The organism is Bradyrhizobium sp. 27S5 (assembly GCF_037217225.1).
Lineage (GTDB): Bacteria > Pseudomonadota > Alphaproteobacteria > Rhizobiales > Xanthobacteraceae > Bradyrhizobium > Bradyrhizobium septentrionale.
In genome coordinates this window covers 78,399-103,356 of sequence record NZ_CP147715.1, presented here as the reverse complement: position 1 = coordinate 103,356, position 24,958 = coordinate 78,399, and the positions used below count along the sequence as shown (strand labels likewise).

General features: G+C 62.1%; 21 protein-coding genes. 9 read left to right on the top strand and 12 right to left on the bottom strand.

Annotation, left to right across the window (positions count from 1 at the left end):
- Positions 1-5 precede the first annotated feature (5 nt).
- A complete protein-coding gene (locus tag WDM24_RS43375) occupies positions 6-1,859 on the top strand; it encodes a S8 family peptidase (RefSeq protein ID WP_338832614.1) in 1,854 nt (617 codons plus the stop codon).
- Here WDM24_RS43375 and WDM24_RS43370 read toward each other — a convergent pair whose 3' ends face one another.
- The 3 genes from WDM24_RS43370 to WDM24_RS43360 all read right to left on the bottom strand — a co-directional run bounded on the left by WDM24_RS43370 (position 1,860) and on the right by WDM24_RS43360 (position 7,490).
- The gene (locus tag WDM24_RS43370; protein ID WP_338832613.1) at positions 1,860-3,776 is read right to left on the bottom strand and encodes a CHAT domain-containing protein; all 1,917 of its coding nucleotides are present in this window, start codon (positions 3,774-3,776) and stop codon (positions 1,860-1,862) included. It abuts the gene before it with no gap.
- Between the two features lie 15 nt (positions 3,777-3,791).
- The gene (locus tag WDM24_RS43365; protein ID WP_338832612.1) at positions 3,792-5,162 is read right to left on the bottom strand and encodes an esterase/lipase family protein; all 1,371 of its coding nucleotides are present in this window, start codon (positions 5,160-5,162) and stop codon (positions 3,792-3,794) included.
- A gap of 144 nt (positions 5,163-5,306) precedes the next feature.
- Entirely contained in the window at positions 5,307-7,490 is a 2,184-nt protein-coding gene (locus tag WDM24_RS43360) for a metallophosphoesterase (RefSeq protein WP_338832611.1), read from the bottom strand.
- A gap of 132 nt (positions 7,491-7,622) precedes the next feature.
- Between WDM24_RS43360 and WDM24_RS43355 the strand changes: the two genes are divergently transcribed.
- Positions 7,623-8,840, top strand: coding sequence for a nucleoside triphosphate pyrophosphohydrolase family protein (locus WDM24_RS43355; protein WP_338832610.1), 1,218 nt, complete (start codon positions 7,623-7,625; stop codon positions 8,838-8,840).
- Positions 8,837-9,523, top strand: coding sequence for a uracil-DNA glycosylase (locus tag WDM24_RS43350; RefSeq protein ID WP_338832609.1), 687 nt, complete (start codon positions 8,837-8,839; stop codon positions 9,521-9,523). The genes WDM24_RS43355 and WDM24_RS43350 overlap by 4 nt, the downstream gene beginning before the upstream one ends.
- A gap of 2 nt (positions 9,524-9,525) precedes the next feature.
- Here WDM24_RS43350 and WDM24_RS43345 read toward each other — a convergent pair whose 3' ends face one another.
- The 5 genes from WDM24_RS43345 to WDM24_RS43325 are packed head-to-tail and all read right to left on the bottom strand — an operon-like array spanning position 9,526 to position 12,695.
- Positions 9,526-10,314, bottom strand: coding sequence for a hypothetical protein (locus WDM24_RS43345; RefSeq protein WP_338832608.1), 789 nt, complete (start codon positions 10,312-10,314; stop codon positions 9,526-9,528).
- The gene (locus tag WDM24_RS43340; RefSeq protein WP_338832607.1) at positions 10,286-10,969 is read right to left on the bottom strand and encodes a C1 family peptidase; all 684 of its coding nucleotides are present in this window, start codon (positions 10,967-10,969) and stop codon (positions 10,286-10,288) included. The genes WDM24_RS43345 and WDM24_RS43340 overlap by 29 nt, the downstream gene beginning before the upstream one ends.
- Positions 10,969-11,985, bottom strand: a complete 1,017-nt coding sequence (locus WDM24_RS43335) for an ImmA/IrrE family metallo-endopeptidase (RefSeq protein WP_338832606.1) — start codon at positions 11,983-11,985, stop codon at positions 10,969-10,971. The genes WDM24_RS43340 and WDM24_RS43335 overlap by 1 nt, the downstream gene beginning before the upstream one ends.
- Entirely contained in the window at positions 11,986-12,351 is a 366-nt protein-coding gene (locus WDM24_RS43330) for a helix-turn-helix transcriptional regulator (protein WP_338832605.1), read from the bottom strand.
- Positions 12,348-12,695 (bottom strand): hypothetical protein, encoded by a 348-nt coding sequence (locus tag WDM24_RS43325; RefSeq protein ID WP_338832604.1) that lies wholly within the window; start codon positions 12,693-12,695, stop codon positions 12,348-12,350. Before WDM24_RS43325 ends, WDM24_RS43330 begins: the two co-directional genes overlap by 4 nt.
- An 80-nt stretch (positions 12,696-12,775) precedes the next feature.
- Between WDM24_RS43325 and acpS the strand changes: the two genes are divergently transcribed.
- From acpS to WDM24_RS43310, 3 genes are all read left to right on the top strand, one after another.
- The gene (acpS, locus tag WDM24_RS43320) at positions 12,776-13,162 is read left to right on the top strand and encodes a holo-ACP synthase (protein ID WP_338832603.1); all 387 of its coding nucleotides are present in this window, start codon (positions 12,776-12,778) and stop codon (positions 13,160-13,162) included.
- Positions 13,163-13,534: 372 nt separating this feature from the next.
- A complete protein-coding gene (locus WDM24_RS43315) occupies positions 13,535-13,954 on the top strand; it encodes a hypothetical protein (RefSeq protein WP_338832602.1) in 420 nt (139 codons plus the stop codon).
- Entirely contained in the window at positions 13,951-16,479 is a 2,529-nt protein-coding gene (locus WDM24_RS43310; protein ID WP_338832601.1) for a hypothetical protein, read from the top strand. Before WDM24_RS43315 ends, WDM24_RS43310 begins: the two co-directional genes overlap by 4 nt.
- A gap of 219 nt (positions 16,480-16,698) precedes the next feature.
- Here WDM24_RS43310 and WDM24_RS43305 read toward each other — a convergent pair whose 3' ends face one another.
- Together WDM24_RS43305 and WDM24_RS43300 are read right to left on the bottom strand one after the other, a co-directional pair.
- Positions 16,699-17,592, bottom strand: coding sequence for a hypothetical protein (locus WDM24_RS43305; protein ID WP_338832600.1), 894 nt, complete (start codon positions 17,590-17,592; stop codon positions 16,699-16,701).
- A 202-nt stretch (positions 17,593-17,794) separates the two neighbouring features.
- Positions 17,795-18,115 (bottom strand): hypothetical protein, encoded by a 321-nt coding sequence (locus WDM24_RS43300; protein WP_338832599.1) that lies wholly within the window; start codon positions 18,113-18,115, stop codon positions 17,795-17,797.
- Between the two features lie 683 nt (positions 18,116-18,798).
- Between WDM24_RS43300 and WDM24_RS43295 the strand changes: the two genes are divergently transcribed.
- From WDM24_RS43295 to WDM24_RS43285, 3 genes are all read left to right on the top strand, one after another.
- Positions 18,799-19,923: a hypothetical protein gene (locus WDM24_RS43295; RefSeq protein WP_338832598.1), complete on the top strand. Its 1,125-nt coding sequence runs from the start codon at positions 18,799-18,801 to the stop codon at positions 19,921-19,923.
- Positions 19,924-20,057: 134 nt separating this feature from the next.
- Entirely contained in the window at positions 20,058-20,450 is a 393-nt protein-coding gene (gene rplV / locus WDM24_RS43290; protein ID WP_338832642.1) for a 50S ribosomal protein L22, read from the top strand.
- 484 nt (positions 20,451-20,934) lie between these two features.
- On the top strand, positions 20,935-22,386 hold the full coding sequence (locus WDM24_RS43285) for a hypothetical protein (protein WP_338832597.1): 1,452 nt from the start codon (positions 20,935-20,937) through the stop codon (positions 22,384-22,386).
- A gap of 49 nt (positions 22,387-22,435) precedes the next feature.
- Here WDM24_RS43285 and sbnB read toward each other — a convergent pair whose 3' ends face one another.
- Positions 22,436-23,482 carry a 2,3-diaminopropionate biosynthesis protein SbnB gene (gene sbnB, locus WDM24_RS43280; RefSeq protein WP_338832596.1) on the bottom strand — a complete coding sequence of 349 codons (1,047 nt, stop codon included), beginning with the start codon at positions 23,480-23,482 and terminating at the stop codon, positions 22,436-22,438.
- Between the two features lie 22 nt (positions 23,483-23,504).
- Complete coding sequence (gene sbnA, locus WDM24_RS43275; protein ID WP_338832595.1) at positions 23,505-24,488, bottom strand: 2,3-diaminopropionate biosynthesis protein SbnA; 984 nt, start codon at positions 24,486-24,488, stop codon at positions 23,505-23,507.
- Positions 24,489-24,958: the final 470 nt, after the last annotated feature.

Here is a 24,958-nt window from a genome sequence, read left to right as displayed (position 1 = left end):
AAGTCGTGATCCGAAACCTCCTTGCGTCGCCCGAAGAACTTCAACGCGTCGTGCAGGGCAGCGCAGCGATCGTCGAACTGCGCAGCGCATCGTCATTCGTTGCCGACTTCTTCGATTTGATGCCCGAGCAGAAGGCCAAGACCGTAGAAGAGATCGCGAGCCGGGTCCTTCCGGCTTGGCCGGCCGCCCCCCGCGTGACGATGTTGGACACCGGCGTTAATCGCGCGCACACCTTGTTGGAACGGTCGCTGCCCGCGGACAAATGCTACACTGTCGAGCCCGCATGGGGCACGACCGACAAACAGGGACACGGCACCAAGATGGCCGGTCTCGCGCTTTACGGAGATCTTTCCGACGTCGCGCAGTCCACGTTACCGGTCGTGCTGCAGGCCAATCTGGAATCCGTCGTCGTGACGGCGCCGCAGGCTCCTGGCGACATCCCGGCACGCGACGCGATGCAACGCGCCGTCGAAATCGTCGAAAAGGAACCGCATCCGCGTATCTTCTGCCTGGCGCAGACGGCGCAAGGCGAAGCCGACGACGGGCGACCGACGAGCACCTCGGCCGTGCTGGACAAGCTTGCCTATGGCGACGGCGTCACGACACGACTGTTCTGTGCTGCGGTCGGAAACGTGCGCAGGACCGCGACCGAGCCCTACCTGGTCGCGGACTACGCCGATCGAAACGCGGCGTACGGCATCGAATCCCCGGCGCAAGCCCTAAACGCCCTGTCCGTCGGGGCGGTGAGCCTAAAGGAGCACGGCAATACGCTTCTGGCACCCGCGGGCGATCTGATGCCGACGTCGAGAACGGCGGCCAGTTGGCCGGGATCGCACGCCTCGAAGCCCGACATCGTGATGGAAGGCGGAAACTTCTACGTGGACGATCCCGGCCTCTACGCCCAACCGTCGCCCGACCACCTCGTGATGACGACTTCCCGCGATGCGCCGGCAAATCCTCTGGCGATGTGCTGCGAGACGAGTGCCGCAACCGCGTTGGTGTCGGGCCTGGGTGCCAGACTGATGAACCGCTATCCGAGCTACAGGATGGAGACCGTTCGCGGCCTGATCGTGCACTCTGCCGAATGGACGCCGATCATGATCGAGCATCAGAAGGCGCTCGTCAGGTTCGGTCTCAGCGAACTCGACGCATGGCGCGCCATTCTCGATCGATTCGGATGGGGCGTCCCCAACGAACAGCGGCTCTTCTCGAGCGCATCGAATGCGTTGACGCTGATCGCCGAAGACGAACTTCATCCTTACGAGAGACAGACGAAGGGCGGGGTTCTTCAGCCAGTCAGGCTGAGGGAAATGAAATACTTCAGGCTTCCGTGGCCCGTCGACGTACTGAGATCGCTCGGCAGCACTCAGACCGAGATGCGATGCACGCTGTCCTACTTCGTCGAGCCGGATCCTCATGCCGCGTCTAGGGATCGCGCGAACGAACGATACGCCTCGCACCGGCTGAAGATGGACGTCAAGAGATTCGGTGAAGGTCACGGACGCGCGCAATCCCGCTTCAACATTTTCGCGCCCGACGATGGCCCTTCGGCGGGCCCGCTACCTGCACAGGACGATGGATGGCTTCTATCCGGATTCATCCAGAGGGGCACGCTCGTACAAGACATCTGGCGCGGTCCCGCGTACCGGTTGGCCGAGCGGGACGGCATATCGGTCGCCCCCATCCGCGGATGGTGGGGAGACCTGACCGAGCTCGACAATTACGAACGACCGGTGCGCTTTTCCCTGATCGTCTCGATCCGAACGCCGGAGGCGAGCGGCGATCTCATGGTGGACGTCGGCAACCGGATCACGGCCGGCATCCTCGTCGATGGCGCCCCCGTACCGGTCTCGACCTGATCAGGAAGTCGCGGGCTTCGCTATGGACGCCATGACATCCCCATGGCAGACGTAGGCGTACGGCGTCGACGACTTGTCGCGATGAGCTACCCTTGCCTTGAGCATGGCCTGCCCGACCGGTTGTCCGCCGACGAAGTCGCGGAGATAGTCCCGAACGACGGACGAGGCATGTTCGTCCTGTACGGCCCATAGCGGCGCGAGAATCCCACCGAACCCCTGATCGGCCAGACGCGCGGCCCAACCCGAGATCAGACCGAGCCGGTATTCGGATGCACCGACTTCGCACGCATTGATCACCATGAACGTCCCGAACCGCTGGCCCAACTTGACCTTGCTGTTGACCTCGCTGCTGAAGACCCATCCGTCCAGCAGCTTCAGTTTCGCATTTGTCGCATCTTCGGCCTGTCCGTGACCGGCGAAGTGAAGAACCGCAACCGGATCGCTCGGCGCCCCGGCTCCCCAGAACTTCGTGAATGCGCCGTAGGTGGCCTCCATCGACACCGCCGACAGGTTCGAGACCAGCCAGCTCCCTTCATCGATCGCGGCCGGAAGTCCGGAGCCGTCCGTATAGTCAGGCACGAAGCTCGCGATCGAGCCTGGCTTGAAGGAGGCCGGCATCCGCCCCTCCGAACTTATGAACCACCTGCTGATCGGGTGCGACATGAAGAGGTGGTCGGCATCGTCGATGCCGGCGTCGCTGTCGGGATGCATCATCTCCCAAGGAACGTGCGGCTCGTCGGTGACGAGTTGGATGGGGAATCCGGGACCCAGCTTCTTGCGGAGCTGAAAGTAAAGATCGCGGAACGATTTCGGCGTCGCGCCCCAGATATCTTCTCCTATGCCTTGCAACACATTCGCGTGCTGCCCGGGCTTGAGGCGCGGGCACTCCTTGAGCAGACCAAGCGCGAAATCACCCGTCGACCGGCCCATATCGGAGATGCCCGACCACGATGCAGGTCCGAGACCCCTGCCTCGCGGAGCTTCCAGGCTCCACAGATATTTGCCTTCACCGCCGGCGCCGATAATCTTGATCGTGAGTTCGGGCGCGGACGCGCCGGGCACGATCGCGACGGCACCCGATGGGGGTACGGCATCGCTCGCTGCGGGTGCCTGGGGTTCGGGTTTCGCCGGAGCCTTGAGCGCCAGCGTCCTGCGCGCGACGCCGCTGAAGCGCCCGCCATGCGAAAACATGGCGACAATCTCGATGTTCGTCGCCTCGTCCGGCACGTCGGCTCTCACGGTCGCCTCGAATTTCGCCGACACGGAGCCGCCGGCGCGCATGATCCGGATCTGCTTACGTTCTTCGCCCGGACCGAACGAAAGGTTCGACGAGAAGGCCTCGACGTCGACGTCCAGCGACGACCAGTCTGCCGGAAGGTCCGCGAACGTCATCTCGTCTCCTCTCGTGCCCGCGTCGCGCTGCATCGACAGATCGACTTCGAACGTGAATGACTTCGATCGTTCCGGCACGTCGTCGGTTCGGATGACCGGAAACCGATTGACCGACACAGGTGGCGGAGCGATCGCGGCCCCCACAGCTTCCGTCTTCGCCTTTGGACGGGCGTGGCCGAATTCATAGGCGTCATCGTGCGGCGTCGCCGAGCGGAACGGCGCCGTCACGATCATGCGGTTGTCGAAGCGAAGCACGTGACGCGACGAAAATTCGACCAGCACCTTCTCGATGTCGCGAACGCGCTGTTCGGCCGCTATCGAGCCCTCCGCCCGAAGCAGCCCTTCCCCGAAGCGCGTGACCTTCAGGTAGAAGATCGCAGCAGCATAGGCATCGAGAAACGAGATCAGTGCGGAGTGCAGCTCGTCGGACTCCTGCTGCAGTTCCTGCGCCAGGTTCGGTTGTTTGGTCAATGCAGGTGTGCCGCCGCGCTCGAGCGACCAAGTCCAGCATTTCGTTTCAGCCATGAGCCGTCTCCGCCCTCATTCCTCGAGGACCAGGAAGACGTCGCTGACCGGATGAAAGCCGTCTTCGGCGAGATTGACGCGATACAGCCCGGCCGGAAGCTTGACCGAACCGACGTGTTTGTCGCCGGCCGGCCGCAAGGTGATCGTCGTGTCCTGCTGCGCGGCGTCGAGACGCGTGATGCGGCCGGGGATAGACTGCACATAGTCGGACGCGACCGCGGATATCTCGACGGCCTGGTCGGCGGCATATGCGTCCTGCAGATCGAGACCCAGGGTGCCGACCCCGACCTCGCGGAACTTCGACATGTCGACGTCGACCTCCGTCAGCACGCCCCGCACGTGGCCGAGCGCGCCGTCGTCGCTCTGCAAGGCGGAGTGCGTCGTAGCCACGTACGAAGCGCTCTGCTGCGCCAGCTCGAGCGGTATCGACGAAGGCCGCGGAACAGTGCCATCTCCCTTCAGGTCCTTTCCACCGAGCGACCGAAGCATCGTCAGCACGGATCCTTCCAGCTTGGCGGACTGCAGGGTCGGCTGCTCGATGCCGACGACGGGCCGCACCTTGGGGCCGGACACCGCGTACGCTTCATCCTTCGCGTTGGCCGTCTGGGCCGACGATATCTCGTGATGGAACACCGCGGCCGCCGACGCCCGCTGGCGATCCATATTGGGCAAATCGAGATCGCCGACCCGCGCAAGGTCCTTCTCGCCGATGTCGACGAATGGATAGGTCGGCAGCAGTTGATAGACCGAATCGAAGGAGCGGATCGCCTTGGTACCGTCGAAGACCTTCAGAGGTCCCGCTTCCCACGAGAAGCCGTTGCAGATGTACCCCAGAGCGTTTCCCGAGCCGCGATAGGGCGTGCCGAAGCTGAGGAGCGTCCTAGTCGTCTTCCAGCCGCCGAGACATTCGACATAGTAGCGCGCGACGAGCCCACCCATCGAATGCACCACGAAAGTCACCTTGGCCTGCGCATTCCCGCTCTTGTCACGCCATTCCTGCAGCCAGCCCGGAACGAGGGCCGCAAGCTTCCTTGCGGACACGCGGTTGCTTCGCCGCCAGTCGTAGGGAAATTCCCGATAGTTCTCGTTCCGAGTCAGCTTCATGTCGCCGACGAGCTTCTCGGCCAGGATCGAATAACCCTCGAGCTTCCAGAGACCAGGGATCAACTGCACGTCGGAGATCAATCCCGTCGCCTTGATCCCGTCTCCCAAATCCTCCCGTTCGTCGTCGGGGCCCTTGAGCTGAAGCAGATCCAGCGCACCACCCGCGACGACGCGCCACGCCGCGCCCAGCGAATACCCCCAGATCGCCTTGCCGTCCCTCTCGAGAACGGAGCCGATGAGACCGGGGATGACGACGACGAGATCGGGGAAAACGGCGGGCAAGGGCGTTCCTCGGATCGGTTGACGGAAATGGGTTCATATTGCGTGAGCGCTCGGGGCAATCGATCGCTGGAAGCGCTTGTCATCGTACGATACCGAACCGCCGATGTCACTTGGCGGCGTCGCGCCATGCGATCAAACTTTCGCCTATGTACGCGCGGTCGTGACCTCCTCCAGCTCGTCGATGTAGCGCTTCGCGGTCTGCGACCAACGCGCGTGATCGGATGCTTCGCGTTTCGTGCGTTCATACTGCTGATTGTGATCGGCGAGCTCGCGGAGCCGCCTCGCCATTCCCAGCACTTCGTCGTCCGTCGGTGCGGCGCTTGCCTGGATGTACGCGGCGAGCGTCGCCAGCCCCTCGATCGCGAGCGGCACGCCGTCCGGATTGAAACCATCGGTAGCGCCTCGAAGCTCCGCCAATGCCGATCGCCATCCGACGACCGCCTTCTTCTGCGCCTCTCCCCCTATTTGGCGATGCACCAGCGCGTCGGCCAACAGATGGAGACGCTCTGGAATCTGGTCAAGCCACCGGTCCACGATCGGCATCGCGACCTGCGTCGGAGATCTCGCTATCGTGCGCGCGTCGGCTGCGATCGTCGTTATCCGCCCCGGTTCGAAGCGGGTCTCACCGCAGATCTCGTTCTGCAGCAAGCGAAGCTCGGCGATGTTGATCGGCCACCATCTCGCGAATTCCTGCGCCCTGTAGAAGGCGATCGCGTCGACGACGGTGCGAGTACCGTCGTTGCGGCGGCGGAATTCCACCAGGCAGAACGATGCAAACTCCTCGCGCGTTAGATCCTGATTGAAGTCGCGGAACGGATCGACGAGAATCGCAAGCGCGCGTGTGCTTTCCTTCATCCGCAAGAGATCGATGATGCGCCTGATCTGGTCGATCTTTCCCCCGTATCGACGCAACCTGGCACCATGAACGTACGGGATTCGGTGCTCCAGTTGGGAGCGATCGCGCTGCCACCAGCCAACGAGATCGCGCAGCCAGACGTCACGAGGGTCGCCCTGCCCGCTCGGCATAGGATAGTCGGTTGGTAGCGGCAGTTCGTCGTTCCGCGTCCAAGGCATATCGAGATGGATGATCAACGTCGCGCGCTTCGCATCGTTCGAGGCCGCCGCGCATGCCCGCGCATAGACTTCGTCGAGATCGGATCCCTCGATCACGATAGGCGCATTGGGGACGACAAGGACCGGAGCGCCGGAACGCTCGTTCTGGATCCAGAGCCGGCGGCGGATGGCCTGTCCCGGATGCCAGTCGGATCCGGAACGGGGCAACGGCAGGGGCTGCACGGAAATCTCCGGAACGTGCGGAAGCCCGCCGACATCGACGAGACGCATCGCGTCCTGTTCGCTGCCCTGCGCGAACGTCGCCCCGGAAATCACGAGGATCCGCTGGGCCTCCTCGCCGTCAGCCCCATAGACGTGATCGTAGTAGACCGCGTGCTCGTGCTTGTGACCGTGGATGACCGCGTCGATGCCGCCGGCACGCAGCATCGCACGCACGTGCTCGAGGTTCGAGATGTCGGCGAACGCCTTCAGTTCCTCGCGAAGCGAGGGCGTGCGCAGATGATGGTGCATCACGGCGACGCGAAGTTGCCGTCCGCCCGGCGGCTTCGCGGTATCGGCCATCAACCGACGTAGCACGTCCAGTTGCTCGTCGGAGACGCGCGCCATATCGAAGCGCGCGAGGCTCTCGAGTTGGCGGGCGATCCGGGCGGCCTCGTCGGGATTGCCCGGGGCCATCGTCTCGGGGATGCGGTCCCAGACGTTCCGCAACGGCTCCGGCAAGACCGCCGCGACGTGCGACCAGTTGCTGGTGTTGATGGGGAAGATCGCCCAACTGAGATCCGGAGCGACCAGCCGGTGCCGTTCCGGGTGTTCGATTGGCGAATCTTTATCGATCCCGTCCAGCCACGGCACGATGCAGCCGGCATCCCGCCATACCTTGTTGAAGGCGGCGTACCGCCCAGGATCGCTCGGCAGAGAACCCTGAGGCACGTCATGATTTCCCGGGGTGGCGACGATCTTGCCAGGCACGATCCCGAAGGGACCTAACTTGTTCAGAATGACCTCGAGCACCAGTTCGTGGCCGCCGGGATCGCCCTTGTTCTGCGCGTCTCCAGAAAAGATGACGCCGTCGAGCGGAAGCTTTTCCTTCTCCAGCCACTCGGCGAAGCGGGAAAACAGGTGGACAAGCGCTGCTTCGCGCGTGCCGCCCAGCAGCCCCGGGACCTCGACCTTGATATCGTCGCGCGCGTGCGGCACGCCCTTGGCGGAGACGTGGGCGTCGGTCAGATGAAGGAATAGGGTGCGATCTGGCATGGTCTTATCTATAACCTAAGACTCGACGACCACAACCGGACGGCGATCACGAAATTCGGGATTGCCCGATCGTTCCGGGGGCCCCCATCCACATCCGCCGAGGCCCATCGGATCACAGATAGGACGCTCGGTATGATCGATGGAACGACGCTGCTTCGCTCGCAGCATTCCCTGTTCGACGCCGAACCGATCGGCCTCGACGAATATCAGCAGTTCACCGCCCGGACCGACCGGAACGCCAGAGCCGGGGCGGAAGGAATCGGATTCGTGCTGCTCGGCCTATTCGGCGAGGTCGGAGGGCTCCTCAGCGCCCTGAAGAAAAAGCAAAGGGACAGGGATGCATTCGTCGCCTATCACGACGAGGTGCTGGAGGAACTCGGCGACACGCTTTGGTATTTCGCCAACGCCGCGTTGCGGGCCGAAATATCGCTTTCCGCGATCGCCCAGCGGCTGCCCGCGTCTTTGGACAACTGGGACTACGCCGGCAGGTCGGGCGCCACGACTTTCGCCGATCTGCAGCAAGCCGGGCGAGACTTCGAGGGGCCGATCGCGACGGACTCCGTCGAGCTTCGCTTGCTGTCGCTCGCCGGCCGTGTCGGGCGTCTGCTCGAAGACTGGAGCACGGGCCGCATAGGAAATAATCGCGACGTGCTTTCGGCCGATTTGGTCGAGATCTTCCGGGCACTGCTCGTCGCCGCCGATGGCGCGGAGGTCAGCCTCGAGGAGGCCGCGCGCCGAAACGTCGAGAAGGCCTTCGGACGCTGGCCCGATCGGCCGGATTGGGGAAACCTGTTCGACGCCAACTACCCGATGGAGGAACAGCTTCCCCGACGCGCCACGTTCGTGTTCACCGAGAGGCAAGTCGACGGGCGGGACTACGTCGTACAGCAGCTCAACGGCGTGAACATCGGCAGCCACCTCACCGACAACCGCCTCGAGCCCGACGACTACCGTTTTCACGACGTCTTCCATCTCGCCTTCGCTGCCGTTCTCGGCTGGTCGCCGACGCTGCGAAGCCTGTTGAAGCTCAAGCGAAAGAGCAACCCAGAGGTAGACGAGAACGAGGACGGCGCGCGCGCCAGCATCATCGAGGAAGGCATCTCGACCTGGATATTCAATCACGGCGTGCGCAACAAGGATTTCCGGAACGCCGACAGCCTCGACTACGGCCTACTCAAGGCCGTCCGTGAACTCGTCCGTGGATACGAAGTGGAAAACCGCCCGCTTTGGCAATGGGAACGTGCAATCCTCGAGGGGTTCAGGATATTCAGAGAGCTGCGGCAACATCGCGGCGGCGCGGTGACGATCGATCTGAATGAACGAACCATCACTTTCGAGCCCCTGAAATGACGGCGACGACAGCACCTACCACTAAAGAATCGTTCGTCGAGACGCTGGCCGGACTGCGTTTCGATTCGGTCTTCAATCCGTACGCCGATGCCTGCCTCGACTTCGACGAGACCGACGCGCCGGCGATCAGGCGGCGCAACCTCGCCATCGTACTCGATGCGGCTCTCAAACACGGCGTAGATTCCGTCTGGATCGCGCGAGATCTCGGTTATCGCGGCGGTCGACGCACCGGCCTCGCGCTCACCGACGAGATGCACCTGGCGGCGCATGCGAAGCTCCTCGGCAGCCGCAAGCTCAAGCGATCGACCAAGGGACCCGCGATGGCGGAGCGCACGGCGAGAGTGATCTGGCACGCGCTCGATACGATCGGCAAACCCGTTTTCCTTTGGAACGTCTTTCCCCTCCATCCTCATGCGGAGGGTGACCCGATGACAAACCGATGTCACAGCCGCGCCGAGCGGGAAGCGTGTCGGCCGCTCCTCATGTGGTTGCTGGAGAACCTGCGTCCGCGCTCGGTGCTGGCAATCGGCCGGGATGCGCAGCTCGCGCTGGCAGATCTCGACATTCAGGCTCTACAGGTTCGGCATCCCAGCTACGGCGGTCAGTCCGAATTTTTGGAGAGCGTCTTCGCACACTACGGCGTGGCACCGTCGCCCGAAGAGCACACGGGCCAGCTTTTCTGACTTCAAGCATCTTCCAGTTCGTCCGCGAGCAGCGCTGCGCATTCCGAATGGAGCCGGTGCACTTCCCCGCGAGGCGTCGTGCTCTTGCCTTTGTCCACCTGCGCATGCGTCGACAGGATCGAAAGCGAACCGACCGCAACACCGACGCGTTCGGCAACGTACTGCATCAGGCGGCCAAGACCGATGAGATTGCCGAGCAGCTTCTCGGTATAAAAATGATTGCGATACACGGCGGTGAGCAGAAGACGCTGCTCGCCGTCCAGCTTGAAGCTCAGGTAGCTGAGACATTGGCCTCCGCGAGGCCGGCCTTCAGCATCCTTAACCGGATTGTAGATGGGCAGCTCGTAGATGTTGCGGAACGGCCGGCCGCCGTCCACGTTGCGCTTCATCTTCAGGATCAACCGCTCGAGCAGGTTGTCGACGTCGTCGACCACCGGATAGGCGATCATGCGCTCGAAGTATCGGCCCCAATCCTGCGGCGATCGCTTCAGTCGCGGGAACACCTTCTTGAGATAGATGTCGTAGAACGCAGGCGCACCGTGGTCCTCGTAGAGCGACTGCGGAAAGATGGTGTTGGCGACGGTCCGCACCGGAAATCCGGTCTCGGTGTTCTCTGTCAGGAACCCGTCCACCAACTCGATAGCTTCCCGATCGGCATCGCTCTCCGTCACAGGGTCTTCGACGTCGATCAAGACGTTGTGGGCCTCGTGTCCGGCATTGGCCTCAACAGCCTGCGACGCCGCCAACCACGCTTCGACGCACCTAGGCCGCGAGATTCTTTCCAGGAACATGCACTTCCTCCTCCAAAACCACCGTGCGCCTCAGTCGTGGCGCCAGAAAATCCTCGGACAACCAGCCGTAGCCGTCGATGCCCCACTCGTCGCCCCAACTGTTTCTGATCAAGATCGCGCGCTTGCCGCCGATGCGGGCATGACCGACGGCGATCACCGCGTGAGCCCGCGCCGGATCCGGCGTCTCGCCGGGCCGCTCGTGGACCACGCCATTGCGGTCCGGCTCGTAGAACGCATCGGAAAGAAACAGCAGGACCACCGCCGGCAAGCCGGCATCCAGCTGGGCGACGACCCCGCCCAGTTTGTCTGACTTCGCTTCACCGTTGCGCCTGAACACCGAAAGTCCGGATGGCGGGCCGTAGTCGCCCAGATCGGCCGGCAGATCGTCGAGATACGGCCAATCGGTCTCGATCGGCTGGCCGTCGAGCCGCAGCGTGGTCAGCACCGAACTCAATAGCGCCGGCCTCGTCGGCTCTCGTCCCGCTCGACGCTGCGCGTGATAGAAGACGAATTCGCAGGACAGCGGTTTCCACGGCTTCCGAAGCGCCGCATGGGCATCGCTTACGGCAAACGCGAGGCACGTCGGGCGCTGCCCTTGATCGCGAACCGGCCCGAAGCTGGACCTCAAATCCTTGACAACGACGATCTTCGCCATCAAGCAGCCTCAAGTCTTTCACGGTGCTGCTGGCGCTGATCCTTGAACCAACCCTGAGCTTCCGCACCTTCCAGGCTGTAGCTGACCTTGAACACGTTCAACGGCTTCGTCGGCTGCCAAGGGCGCATTTCGGCAAGTCGAAGCTCGCCCGATTTCCGATCCCGTGCCGCCGCCGTGATCTGCCGCAACGTTGGTCCGCCGACGCCATCGGCGTCCAGGGCCTCGCGTCCATCGGCGACCACCGCCAACGCCTCGCCGTCGATTGTCTGCACGCGCCACAGATAACCCGAGCCGCTATGCTCGGGCAGCCTGACGACGAGCAAATCCTGCGGGCCGCCCTCGATCCGCATGTCGGCGTCCCGATCGGTGAGCAGCCACACGTCGCCGCGATAGTTCTCGGGCTCGTACCCCCGCAGAATCTTCTGCTTGATCTTCTTGACCTGCACTCCGGCCAAGGCCGAGGCCGCCTTGCGATCGAACACGTCGTACTGGTGCAACGTCCACACCGTGGCCTGGTAGCTCGTTCCGACGCGCAGCGCCAATTGGTAGACGTTGACCGGATCGGCCAGGTCGTCGTCGGTCCAGTCCTGCCGTTCGCAATGGTAGTCCACGAGCCAGCGAGGCAGGAGATAGGCGGCAGCGAAGGCCTCGGCCTCCACTTCCTGCAGATCATCGCCCTTTCGTGCCTGAAACGGCGCACGCCTCAGCATGTCGTCGTCGTCCAGGCTCGGTGCATGCCCGAGATAGTGATGGCCGAGTTCGTGTGCGGCAGTGAAACGCTGCTGATTTCTCGGGCGCTGCGTCGTTATCAGGATCCCCGGTGAAGGCTCGCGGAGATAGACCCCGAGCAACCCGTCGAGCTTCGTAAACAACAACGGCACGTCCAGTCGCACTATCGAGCCGAACACGTCGACGCGACCGGCACCCCGTACGACGCTCGCCTGCACCGCCAGATCGCGGTGCAGCCGTCCCGCTTCCAGCGCGGCCTTGCGGATCGACGAGGCATAATCGGGCATCTATTCGCTCTTTCCCGATCGCATCTTGAGGAAATCGGCAAACCGGCCGAGCTCTTCCCGGTCCTTCGGCGAGAGCTTGGCGGCCTGTCGAGCCAGGTGCGTCACGTCGGGCGAAAACGCTGCGCCCGCGTCCTCCTCGTCGCCCGTGAAATGTGCGACAGGCTGCCTATACAGATCGGCGAGCCGCTTCAGTTCGAGCACGTCCACCTTGCGCTGGCCGCTCTCCATGTTGGTGACCGCCGTGCGCGGCACGTTGAGGAAGCTCGCGACCTCATCCTGGGAAAAGCCGACGTACTCGCGCGCCTTGCGTAGCTTGTCGCCGAGGCGCCGCCGCTGGGCTTCGCTATCGCGCGGCTCGGAGCTCATGCCTTCACTCCGGCATGGTGCTTGTCCCACTTCTTCTCCACCCTGCCGACCACGTGCTTCACCGCAGCGGAGATGGACCCGTACCCTCCGGCCTTGACCACCGACTCGGTCACCTTGAAGGGTAGAAGGTCGTCGAGAACCGCGATCAGTTCGACCACCGTCAGCGAGTCCAGCTCGATCGACATGATGATCAAGGCCTCCTCGTCCTTCGGCAGAGGCAGGCCCTTCCGCCGATACCTGCGCCGGACCGCCCGCACCAGTTCCTCCTGGAGCACGGCCGCGATTTCGGTGGCGGGATAGGCTGGAATGACCTTGGAGATTGCGGGAGCGGTTAACGTTGCCATGTTGGCCTCCTTGCCGATACATAATAACAACGAATGTCCGAAAATCAAACATATTCTGTCTGATTTTTCTAGAGGTGGCGGTGATAGTCGGAATCGGGAGCGATCTTTGCGAGCAGGAGAGGGTCGCGGACGCGATCGCCGATCGCGGTAAGTCCATGATAAACAGGCTTTTTACGACAGCGGAACAATCGCGCGCGTCGGCCGCTCGGGAACCGGCCGTGGTCTTCGCGACCTGCTTCGTCGCAAAGGAAGCCTGCAGCAAGGCGCTGGGAACCGGGATCACCGAACGCGTTCGGTGGACCGACATCGAGGTCCACGTCGAGGCTGGGTGCTCTTACCTTCACCTGACCGGAGGCGCGCTCCGGCGTGCCCGCAGGTTGACGGGTGGTCGCGGTCCCAAAACCCATCTGAGCATCACGTGCCGCGACGGGCTTGCCGCCGCATTCGTCGTCATCGAGGCGGTCTGAGACAAGGCGGCTCCGCCGGCAAGGGCCGGGGCGAGGATCGCGCCCCCGTTGCAGGCGGTCTCGCGGTCAGCGCGGGAAGCGCGCTGCGCCGAGCCGAACAGCCTTCGTCGGCGCCGGGTCGGTGCGACAAGGTGTCCCCGTTGTCCGGCGACAGCAACCTCGTTGCATCCAGAGATGCAAACGCTCTCAATCGATTGACCGCCGTTGATCGAATTCACGCCCCTCAAGATTGCGACGAGTGCTTCATTCTCTTATTAGTCGAAATTGTTTTGAAATGTTCGATTCGAACAGGTTCGATATCGCCTGGGAATGACGATGCGATCAGCCGCCATCGATGGTGAGGATCGGCTCTACGACGAAAGATGAAAAAAGATGATTCCGGCCCCTGCCTCACCAAGCCGGCTGACGCCCGTCAAGCTGATCAGCGTGATCCGCTTCCATCTCGGTGAACTTTCCGCCCGCAACGGCCATCACGAGTTCGAAAGCCTTTGCCGACATCTCGCGCGGGCACGGATCTATCGCAACATCATTCCTGCGACCGGACCGGTCGGGGCCGGCGGAGACCAGGGCCGCGACTTCGAGACGTACAGCGCCGGATACGAGGTCGGACTCTTCGACCGCAAAGTGTCGGACGGAAAGGCCGTCTTTTGTTGCTCACTGGAAAAGCGGATCGAAAAGAAGATCCGCGCCGACGTGGCTACGGCGACGAAGCAATCTGTTTCTTCGGGCAAAATCTACCGGTTGGCAAACGCCATGCGCTGCAGAAATGGGCCACCGAAACCTACCGCGTGAGCCTCGAGATCTTCGATGGGACGGCTATCGCCGAGATGCTGTCGGAACGCGACGTATTCTGGATCGCACAGGAATTTCTGCACATTCCGGCCGAGATCGTTCCTGCGGCGATCGACGAGGGTGGTTGGTACGGAGCACTGCTGCAGCGATGGAGCTCCCGCTCACCGCTGACCGTGAGCGCCGCCGATTTCTCCGAGATCAAGTTCGGTCTGCGTCGAGCGACGTTCCGCGAGGAGGCGCGACCGAACCTTCTCCTGTGGATCCAACTGATGGAACGGTTCCTCGAGCATCCAGCTCCAAGACACCTGCAACGCTCCGCCATCTACGAGATTGCCGTCGCGCACCTGCGCGGAAAAGGAGAAATGACGAGCCAGGCCGACAGGCTGAGGGATTATTTCGCCGATCTCGGTGACTGGCTTGCTGTCGCGGATCTGAAGGACGCGGCCGTCCTGCAGACCTACGCATTCGGTGGCTCGCTTTTGAAACAACTCGACATGGATCCCGGCGAGCTCCTGACTTGGCGGGCAAACCTGCTCTCTCTCCTCGATCGGGAGATTGAGGCTACGACCGGGCCTGGACGACGCAGCGGTCTGCTCGACACGCGCGGCTACCTCAAGCTGCTTCCTGACGCCACGGGAGCGGAGCCCCCGGTCGATCAAGCGTTCGACGATTGGGATCGGATGCTGGAGGATGCCGAAGAGACGCCGCTGTTCCCGATAGCCGAGTTCGCAAGCCATCTCGCCAAGATGACCGGGGGATTGGGGCACCACCCCAGGTTCGAGAAATTCGCCGAACGGGTGGACGAACTCCTCGCCAAGCGACAGGGGCTGGTGGTCGCGGCCGAAAGCACGTATGAGCGCGCCCTCGAGTTCTACAAGGCCGACGACCTGCTGCGTGCCGTGCGCGATCTGCATCGCATCCAGGTCCGGTGGTTCACCGGGGACTCGATGGTGCGGTTTCAGCAGGCGAGCTTCATGCTCGCGAATTCGTACCTCGAACTCGGCGCGGCCTATGCGGCGAAGTACGTGGCTTTCGCCGCAGCCCACCTCGCCCGCACGTCCGAATACCTCGAGGTCGCCTCCACCGCGCCGATGATGCTTTTTCTCGCGGCGGACGCCGAGGACGGCGCCGGGAATTCCGTGTCCTATCTGCACCTTCTGCTGCTCGCGATGCTCGCACACTTCGAACAGAATCCGGATCCACTCGACCAGAACAAGCATCCGGAGATCGAAAAGCAGCTCGGCCAAGCGGCGGCACTTCGCGGCTTCGCCGCCAGGTCGGGCCCCTCGCAGCTCGCCGTCGTCGATCGCGCGCTGTCGATCTGGCCCGCTCCGTTTCGGGAGTCCGTCGTTCGGGCGTCGCTCGATCCCGATGGATTCTGGACAAAAGGCACGTGGGACGAAGCCTGGAGCACGATGGAGCAAAGCTTCCTGGATCGGCCGTTCGGCGACCTGGGAGGCGCGCGCACCATCGGTTGGCGCGCCCTCGGAATCCATTGGACCATCGGCTTCATCAACGATGTCCGGACGGTCGCCGTGGCGGAAGAATTCGCCGCGAGCCTGCAGATGGCCCTCGTCTCATTGGCAGCCCACGACTTCTGTCTGTTGCCGATGCGCGCACATCTGAACGTCTCGCTTTCCGAGAAGCCTCGCATCACGGTCGACGAAAGCAAGACCGGCGACGGCGTCATGACGCTCGAGCTTGCAATCCGCCGAGAGTCGCACGGAAAAGACTTGGCTCGCTGGTCATCCGAGACGCTTGCGCCGATCGCCCGAATGCTGGAGCTGCTTTCGGTCCTCCGGGCCGATCGACTAGAAGCCATCATGAAGGAGTCCTTCCCCGACGTCGCGGGCAAGATCCACGTCGCGCTCCCCTATCGCGAGCTCCACCGCGAATGGGTGGACGATGCGAACTTCGACACGGATGGACGACAGGCGAGCCGACCTCTACTGGCAGACCACGAGTTCAACTGCCGCAGCCATCCGCAGCTCTCCGCCAAAACCGGTCCCGGACCGGGATATTTGCGAGCGGAAGCACTGCAACGCATCGAGATCAGGTACAAGAAGGGCGCCGCCTGCAGCGGATTCACTGCCCGCCGGCTCATGGCTCATCCCGAGCGGCGCAAGCTCCTGATGGGATGGCGCGCCGAAGGATTGAAGGATTGGGAAATCCTGTCGATCATCGCCAATGCCGCCATCAACCTCCGACATCCCTTGACGGACGACGACGCATCGGAAGCAGAAGCGATGGAAAAACTCCGCTCTGCGCTCGAGTTCGTGGAAACGCCCGACACCGCGATCGACCCCGACCTGATTCCCGAAGGCCTGTTGCTTGGGCACCGTCGGGCGTTTCAGGTCGCCTATCTGCGGTCGTGGAATCTCGATGTGCACTACGCAAAGATAGACGAGAAGGCCGTCAAGACCTTGCTGATCGAACGCTACGGCCTAAGGAGCGACGATGTCGATCATCCGGATGCGTTGGGATGGGATACGACCTTAGAAGATTCTGGAGAAGTCGGTTCATAGCCCAATGGCGGTCGCCAGTGGCCGTATGCAGACGTGGACGCACCGGCAGACGTGCCGCAGTAGTGTCGGCGCCAGCATATGATACGTCGAGATACTTGCGCTGTTGCACCTACTTGGCCGCGCCACTGTCGCATCGTTGGAAGGTTTAAGCTCGCGCTCACGTACCCAGCGCGGTGAGCGCCCGGAGGTCTTCCGCGGCAGCCGCGACACTGCATGCCTTCAGGCAAGATCGATCGGCAGATCGTACCGGCGCTTGTGCTCGTCCAGGACAGTTATGTGTGCCTGCCCTTTATTGACGCGGGTATTGAAGTGAAGCTTTTGAGTGCTGCTACGTTGGCCGGAGGGAACGACGAGAGTGGACGGGCTCGATCCCCCCGGAGGCTCAATCTCGAACCGCGCGGTACTGCGCATATCCTTCGGGATCCAGTCGGCAGGCGGAACGTGGCCGGCCTCGACCTCGACATCGACGTCCAACCCGTCCCCGCTCTTCTGGACGCTGCTGTTGCGGACGCACACGAAGTACGCGCTCGGTATCACCGTCTGGCACATATCGGCCAGATTGGACGGAGCGGCCAACTCGGCGCTTCTCGCTGCCGCGCGCGCGGTGCATTTGATCGCGAACAGCTTCGTCACGTAACGATCCATCAGACGGGCTTGGCCGCGATACCGCCACTCGTCGAAATCACAGGTCCCCCACTGACCCGCTGTAGCTGAAGTCGCCACGCCTTGAGCCAGCAGTGCCGCATAGAAAGTTCGCAGCGTCTTGTCTTCTCGGAAACCGACAAGCGCATTCCCGATCGCGGTCATCAACCAGTCCGGCGCAATTTCCCGATCGATGGCGAACAACTCCATCAATTCGGCGACATACCTTCCATCCGGAGACTCGGCGGTCGCACCACCGGCTGCTCGCCATCCGGCCCTGGGTCCGGTCAAGGCACTTTTGTTGTGGAATGCCGCACTCCGAGCCGTGGGTGCAGAGACCGACCGACGGGGACTGGTCAGAAGCACTTCGCCGGCAAGTTCGACTTCGAGTCCGTCGAACGCGCGGATGAAAATCGTCGTCGGCGATAGTTCGATCGGGGCACGCTTCGGTGCGTCGCCGACCCCGGCCAAAATCCAGGTATGCCGACCATCGTGAGTGCGGAGCGCCCGCGATCCGATGCGACCCGATCTCGTTGGTGAAAAACTCATACCGCACGAAATCCGTGAAATGATCTACAAAAACAACTTGCCAAGCTCGATACGGTTCTTACGGCGGAAAGCTCGGATTTTGCCATTTTTCACGTCCGGAAGGGGAAAAACCTGCGGGTTAGCGTTACCCGTTCAGCAAGAAGTGTTCCAAAGTTCGCCGCTCGATTTCCGTCAAAATTTCCAAGGCGGCGATGTGGGGCGCCGTACCGCCGAACCCTGCGGCGTACAACTCCACGGCCTGGAGCAGCGGCTCGTCCAGCGTGACGACGATCCTGCCTCGATTTTCCGTCGATTTCGGAAGGATTAGCGGTTCCTGCGACGGCCTGGCCAATCGGCGGACAAGCAGCATTCGCGTCAGACTGGAGGCGGAAAGGCCGCATTTTGCAGCGTATTTCCTGAAACGATCGGCGCCGACCTCGTCGAGGTATGGATATATCTTCGGCATATCCCGGATCGCGCAACGTCATATGGGTGCCCCGCCCAGCCGATCACACACAATATAGACTCCTTTGGAGTCAGACGCAACGCACAACGGCCATCCGCGCAGTGGACAACTAAAGATTGGGCACATTGCGGCCGATGGCAAGCACTGCGCTTCGACAGCGTCACAAGAGCGTCATGCCGCCATTGAGTGCGAGGCTGCCACCGGCAGCGGCCAGCAGCGCGCACCCCGTAGCGGAGCGAGATCGGTCCGCAGCCGGGCTCGTCCATGAGGCCGAGCCCGGCGTCGATCGGGCGCACGTGCTCACGCGTGAGCCAATTTCACAGTCGACGTTGCGTATTACAGCCGATGCAGATGCTCAGGACCGTCGCGTCGTCGCTGCAGCGCCGCTTCGCGCATCGATTGCGACCAGGCAAGCTCCGATGACCGAAGAGAGCGAACAGATCGCTGGCCGCGGCCAGAGGCATAGTGGCGTGCTCGCGTTCGTACCAACCGTACTCGGCAGTGGCGAACGTACAACGTCGTTGCACGGGACCGGTCTTAGCTGCATCGCCGCAATCTACGCCGAACGGCGACTGGTCCGTTGGTCGAACGGCGCAAGTCCGTTTTCCGGTTGATATGCCACGATGTTTGGGTAATGCTTACCAAAGATTGCACCCTCCCTTTTTTGCCAGCAGACGCGTTTCATGCCTCTTCCCCTTGTTACGATCTCCCTGCAACGACCCACCATCGGACACATCACTGGAAGGGTCACGCACGAGGACACCAAGCGCACGTTCACGTTCGAGAGCCGGGACGTCAACCAGACGCTCCAGTCGTATGCCGACGCGATCCGGGTCAAGATCGAGCGATACATGGCGGGCATGGGCAACGCGAACGACGAGCTCCGCGGCGCCGCGAATTCCGGTTGGCTCTTCCTGGACTCGTTGTTCGGGAAGGTGTGGGACGCCGCGACCGGTCGCCCGGATCCGACCTTCAAGGCAGAAATCCTCGCCTGGCTGTCCGCCAAGGGCGGCATGGTAGTCGTGGATTCAGAATACGCGCATGCGCCCTGGAATTTCCTCTACCTCTCCAAGCCCGGGGCTTCCGCAAACGTCTCCGACTTTCTCGGAGCCCGACAGCTGGTGCTTCAGCGCGTAAATCTGAGCGGCGGACTTCCGCCGGTATGGCCGATCCGCAAGTTGTTCGCGATCCACGGCAAAGACGTGCCGATGGTCGCCGAGATGAGCCAGATCGAAAGCCACGCGAATAGGACCGGCACCGCCCTGCAACGCTTCCCCAAGGACATGACTACGCGCGTGATGCACTGCCAGACCGAGTTCGACGCGTTATGGGCGAGTTCCGATCCGAGCGTCGTTCACGTAGCGAGCCATCTCAGTCCGCCGCCGCGATCCATCACCGGACAACCTGGCCCGGATTGGAGCGCCACGATCCTCGTCGCCAACGACGTGTGCGACGAGGAGCTCGAACTCGGCGACGTCCTGGCGAGCGTGGGATCGAGCAGAGCGGCGATGGAGCTCGGCTTCTTCAATCTGTGCTCATTGGGGAAGAGCACCTTGCTGCTGCAGGGCGGAGTGGCCGCGGCGTTCGCGGTACGGCTTGGGTGCAGCATCTTCGTCGACATGATATTGCACAGCGACCTGGCGGAGAAATTCGCCGGCGCGTTCTACGCGGCGTACCTCTCCGGTGAAGATCCGATCAAGGCGTACGATCTCGCCAAACAGAGCGTCTGCGTCTCCGACGAGGAGACGGTCAGAGCGCTTTGTTACCGCTTCACGTTCGGCGATCATCTTCTGGACATGGCGGCCTGATGGACGCGCGCGTCGAAGAACGTCACGGAGAGCGGCACGCGTTCCGACCGGCGGAGTCGCACCACGTCCGTCGCAAACGCCGGCGCGCGAAGCAAAAGTCGGTTGCCACGAACGAGGCCCGGGCGATCGCCAGAATGTTGCGGGTCTCGCCTCAGAAGTTGAATCTCGTCGCCGCGCTGATCCGCGGAAAATCCGCCGCCACCGCCCTGTCGCACCTCGACTTCACGCGTAAACGTGTCGCAGTCGACGTGAAAAAATGTCTCCAATCGGCCATAGCGAACGCAGAGAACAATCGCGATCTTGATGTAGACTGCCTGGTGGTCGCCCAAGCTTACGTCGGCCACGGACTGAAGATGAAGCGGTTCACGCCGCGCGGCAGAGGCCGCTCCGGGCGCGTGGATAAGCAGTTCTCGGAATTGACCGTCGTCGTACGAGAGACAGAACCGGCCGCGCCCGAGCGGCCGAGGAAGGCTTCGCGCTTGTCCCACGCAACACCCCGCGCGCCGGACGTCGAGTACGGAATGTAATCTATCTGCGCCGAAGTGTTCTTGATGTTGTAGGGCGCGGCGCCGTCAGAATTGACAATGACGGACTGGCTCGGGCCGTAGCGGGAGCTTACCAGCGGATTGAACATATAGACGCGCGCCATGGCCGCGGTCCCCGACAGGGTCGTAGCGTGTGCTGGCGCGGTTGCGAGAGACAGCGTCAAGGTAACCGCGCCCGCGGAGTGTATTTCAAGTCAACTTGAAATAGCAATGATAACTTTTTTCGCCTTGCGTTTGGCCGCGCCGTTGTTCGCGACAATGAAACGCTACTCGTTTGCAGCGGCAAATGGCGTAGCGGCTGGTGCGACGTGCAGATGCAGACGATGGATTCGCCGGAATGCGTCACGCACGATCAACTAATTGTGCGAGATTTTATCGGGCCTCGCTTTCCTTTTCGGGCGACCGGTTGCACTTCGCGTTTAACATGAGTAGAATACGCTCTTAGGTTGACGAGAGGATCGCGCGAATGAATCGGCAGCGCATCGTTTACAAGGCATTGGCGGGTATCACCCTGCTGGTAGCGGCAACGGCGGCGGGCCACGCCCAGACGCGAGCGCCCTTCTCGAGCCTCGGCGTATTGTCGGCACCGACGCCGACACCGTTTGCGGACAGTAACGGGCTGATACCGCCGAACTATCACGGCCCACTGTTCAAGCTCAGCCATGATTATCCGGCAACGGTGGCTCCGCCCGGCGAGCTGCCGTGGCGAAAGGCGATTGGCAATGGCCCGATCACAGTTTCGAACGCCGGCGCCTACACGGCGGCATTGAAGGACTATGTCGCGGCTGACATGCGCTTGATGCTAACTGACTCCCCCAAATGGAACGCGGAAAAACTCGGCTGGTACAGTGAACCGTGGACCGGATATCTGCGCGAGGCGACGCACGGCGTCTACGTTGGGAGTTCGCCGTTTCCGGCGGAGCTTTTCAACGGATCGGGTCTGACCAAGCCGTTCACAACTTACGTGCTGACTTTCTACGACAAGCGCGCCGGCAACGCCCTTTACAACATATGGGACAAGACCGCGACCAACCCGAAGATCACGACTGCAGCCGCGCAGTTCGCGGATGGAGCGGTCATCGTCAAGGCCGCTTTCAGTTCCGCCAATGCGGACGTCTGGCCGGTGATGCAGGGGGCGCAGCAATGGACGGTTTACGTTTCGACCAATGCGACCAAGCACACGGACCCCTCCCCCAAACCGGAAATGGATCAGGCCTCGTTCTTTCAGTTCGACATCATCGTCAAGGACCCCAAATCCGCACCCGCGACCGGATGGGTATTCACGACGCTGGTCTACGACAAGGATGCGCCTGGAAGCGATTTCTGGGACAAGATGGTGCCGCTTGGGGCCATTTGGGGCAACGACCCGCAAATCAACAGTGCAACCTCGAAGGAACCGCTGACGCAAACATGGATCAATCCCCAGGCGCCCGCTTATTCGAAGATGACGCTCGGCTGGGGCGGTCGCCTGTCAGGTCCCAATGATGGTGCGGTGAATGACGCGGTGATTGATGCCGCGGTTCCGGTGGTGTCGCCGAATCTACCCTCGTCATCATGCATGAGCTGCCACAGCGTCGCTGAATGGCCGATGAAATCGTTCCTGCTGCCGACCGCTACGGACCCGCAAGCCTTTCCTCCCCAAGGTTTCGCAAATTCGGACTTTTTGGTGATGTGGCCGCCCGGGTCCACGCAAGGTGGCCCTGACAAAGTGCCGGCCTGGATGCACTGGTTCCAGAGCCGTCCAGGCACGGAGTCTGCCGACTCGGGCACCGCGGCGTTCGACTATGACATGGTCACCACCTTCAAATCGCTGAATGCCTGGAGTTCCGTCAACGGCGGCGGCGTCAGCAATCTCACGGCGGCGCGCAGGACAATTCCCCTCGTGGGCGGCAACTACAACGGCCGGCCCTTCAGGTAAGAGGTACGGAGCCAAGCTAACAACTTCTTGGCGCGACCCGACCGCCGCGTCACCACCGATGCTTCTCGTGGAAGAAATCGTCTATGTCCACGACAAGATTGCGCCGGCGTGCCTCCTGGTAAATAAATCGTCCGACTGCCAGATCGAGGATTCCCATGCCGAACGGAGAGAAGACCGTCGGACGGCCGGGATCGATCGTCACCGTTCCGCTCATTGCATCGGTGATGGTCCCAGTTATGAAAGCGCGGCCTCCGGTCAATTTCTCCGCCAAATGGGGTGAGGTGTCGGCTTGAAGGCAGTGATCCACATCGTCGACGATATTGTTCGATGCGAGGATGATCTGCTCCGAAAGGTCACGCAACGATATGTGCAGGATCAAAGGATTGTGTTCGAACGCTTTCAGGTCGAACACGTGAGGCCTTGCAGCCGTGGTGGCGAAAACAACCATATCGGAGCCGGCGATCAGCTCATGCTGTGTCCTTGCCAGCAACGTGGCGGCACCGGGTTCGACATGCTCCAGAAAGGCGGACGCGCTTCCGTCATCGGTGTCGTAAGCCGCGACTTCTCGAAATTTCCATCTCCGCGCGCGAAACATATCGTAGATGTTTCGGGCAATGATCCCGCATCCGATGAAGCCGATGCGCAAGTCGCGGGCACGTTCGCTCAAAGGTCTGACCGCGGAAATCAGCGACTCCGCCGCCAGCACCGCCGAGGCAGCCGTTCTGACCGCGCTTATCAGCGACGCTTCGAGGACAGCGAAGGGATATCCGGTATCCCGGCGATTCAATATCAGCACGGCGGAGGCGCGGGGGATTCCCGCGGCCACGTTTTCGGGCCAGCTTGATATCCATTTCAATCCGGCCACCGCGGATTCATCCCCAAGATCCGCGGCAAGCGCGATGATGCGATCCGTCGGCCTGTCGTCGAAGCGCAAGAAATGACTTCGCGGATTGTGGGCCCGGCCCTCGGCCTGCGCCAGATAGGCCTCTCGCACAATCGCCACGGTATCGGGCAGCACATCAGCGAGGATTTCAGCTGCTGCTTTTCCGGAAATGATCCCGAAGGAAAAAGAGTCGGCTGTCTGCCATTCGGGCATCGTCCAAATCTCGATACTTGCGTTACACGGGTTCGAACGAGCGGATTCCTTCCAACAGGCCGGGAAAGCGTTCCCGCACCCAATCGTCGTCATAAATCGTATCGACATAGTGATCGCCCAGATCCGGCGACAAGGCGACGATGCACGAGCCGGGCGCGATGCGTTGCCCGAAATTGGCTATCGCGGCGAGCACCGTGCCGGTCGAACCGCCGACGAGCAGACCTCGTGCCGCCAGCCTCCGACACATCGCGACCGTGTCGAACTCGGAAACGTAGACGAGTTCATCCATGACGGCTTCATCTGCTATCTCTGGCCTTCGACTCGTGCCCAGTCCTGGAACGTGACGTTGGCCCGGCTTGCCGCCGAAGGTGACGGAGCCGATGGTGTCGACGGCAACGATGCGCGTGGCTGGCGATACCTTGCGCAGATAGCGCGACACCCCCGTCAGGGTTCCCGTGGTTCCCGTGCCGACGAAGACGTAGTCCGGCCGCGCGAACTGTCGAACGATTTCGGGCCCGGTAAAGCGTTCGTGCGCGCCGGGATTATCCTCGTTGGCGTATTGGTTGAGCCAGATCAGATCGTGATCCTGTTTCAGCCGGCTCGCGATGTACTCGATCCGGGCGCCCAGGTAGCCGCCATTGCCGTCCAGCCGGTTTACGATCACGACCTCTGCGCCGTAAGCGCGCATCAGCTTGTCGGTCTGCAGTGAAAGATTCGGGTCGCTCACGCATGTGAAGTGATAGCCTCGCTCTGCTGCGATAGCGCTGAGCGCAAGCCCCAAATTACCCGAGGAACTTTCGATCAATCGCGAACCCGCCCACAATCGCCCGGCGAGCTCCAGCCGTTCGATCATGTGCAGAGCCGTCTTTGTCTTTATCGAGGTCCCGAGGCTGTAGCCCTCGAGTTTCAAATGGACGTCCATGTCGACGCTGAGGCCGAGGGAACGAAACGGAATGCTGATGAAAACATTTCCGAGGATAAGGTCGCTTGGACGCCCGGCGAGCATGAACTTACCCTCCCGAGACGGGATAACACAACTTTAGATAGACGTCAAAGCCCGCAGCTTCAGCAGCAAGGTCAAGCTGAACTGGTGGAGCGGCCATGTCGCCGCCGAGGAAACCGTCACCACCGTGGAGCCGACCGATGCTCGGCACTGATCTTTTTATTGTGGCGGAGAGGGAGGGAGAACATACACCGCAGCCATGCTCCAAAGCTGATGTGTATCCCGTGGCAAAGCGATCTCGGTTTCGCGGAATGGCTCTGGGGGATCAGTTGGAAGCTGCGACCGCTCGCGTCGCGCTCGCTTGCTTGCTCGACAGTGCTTTCCTGATGCGGGACCACAAGGTATTGTACTCAAAGCGGTACTCACCATGTTTTAGCTTTGGAGAGTGCTACACTGCAGTGCTACACCGTCATCGACTGGCGGTTTGGGAACACACTGATTTTGAAGGATTTTTCCGCTACCAAAAATCGGTG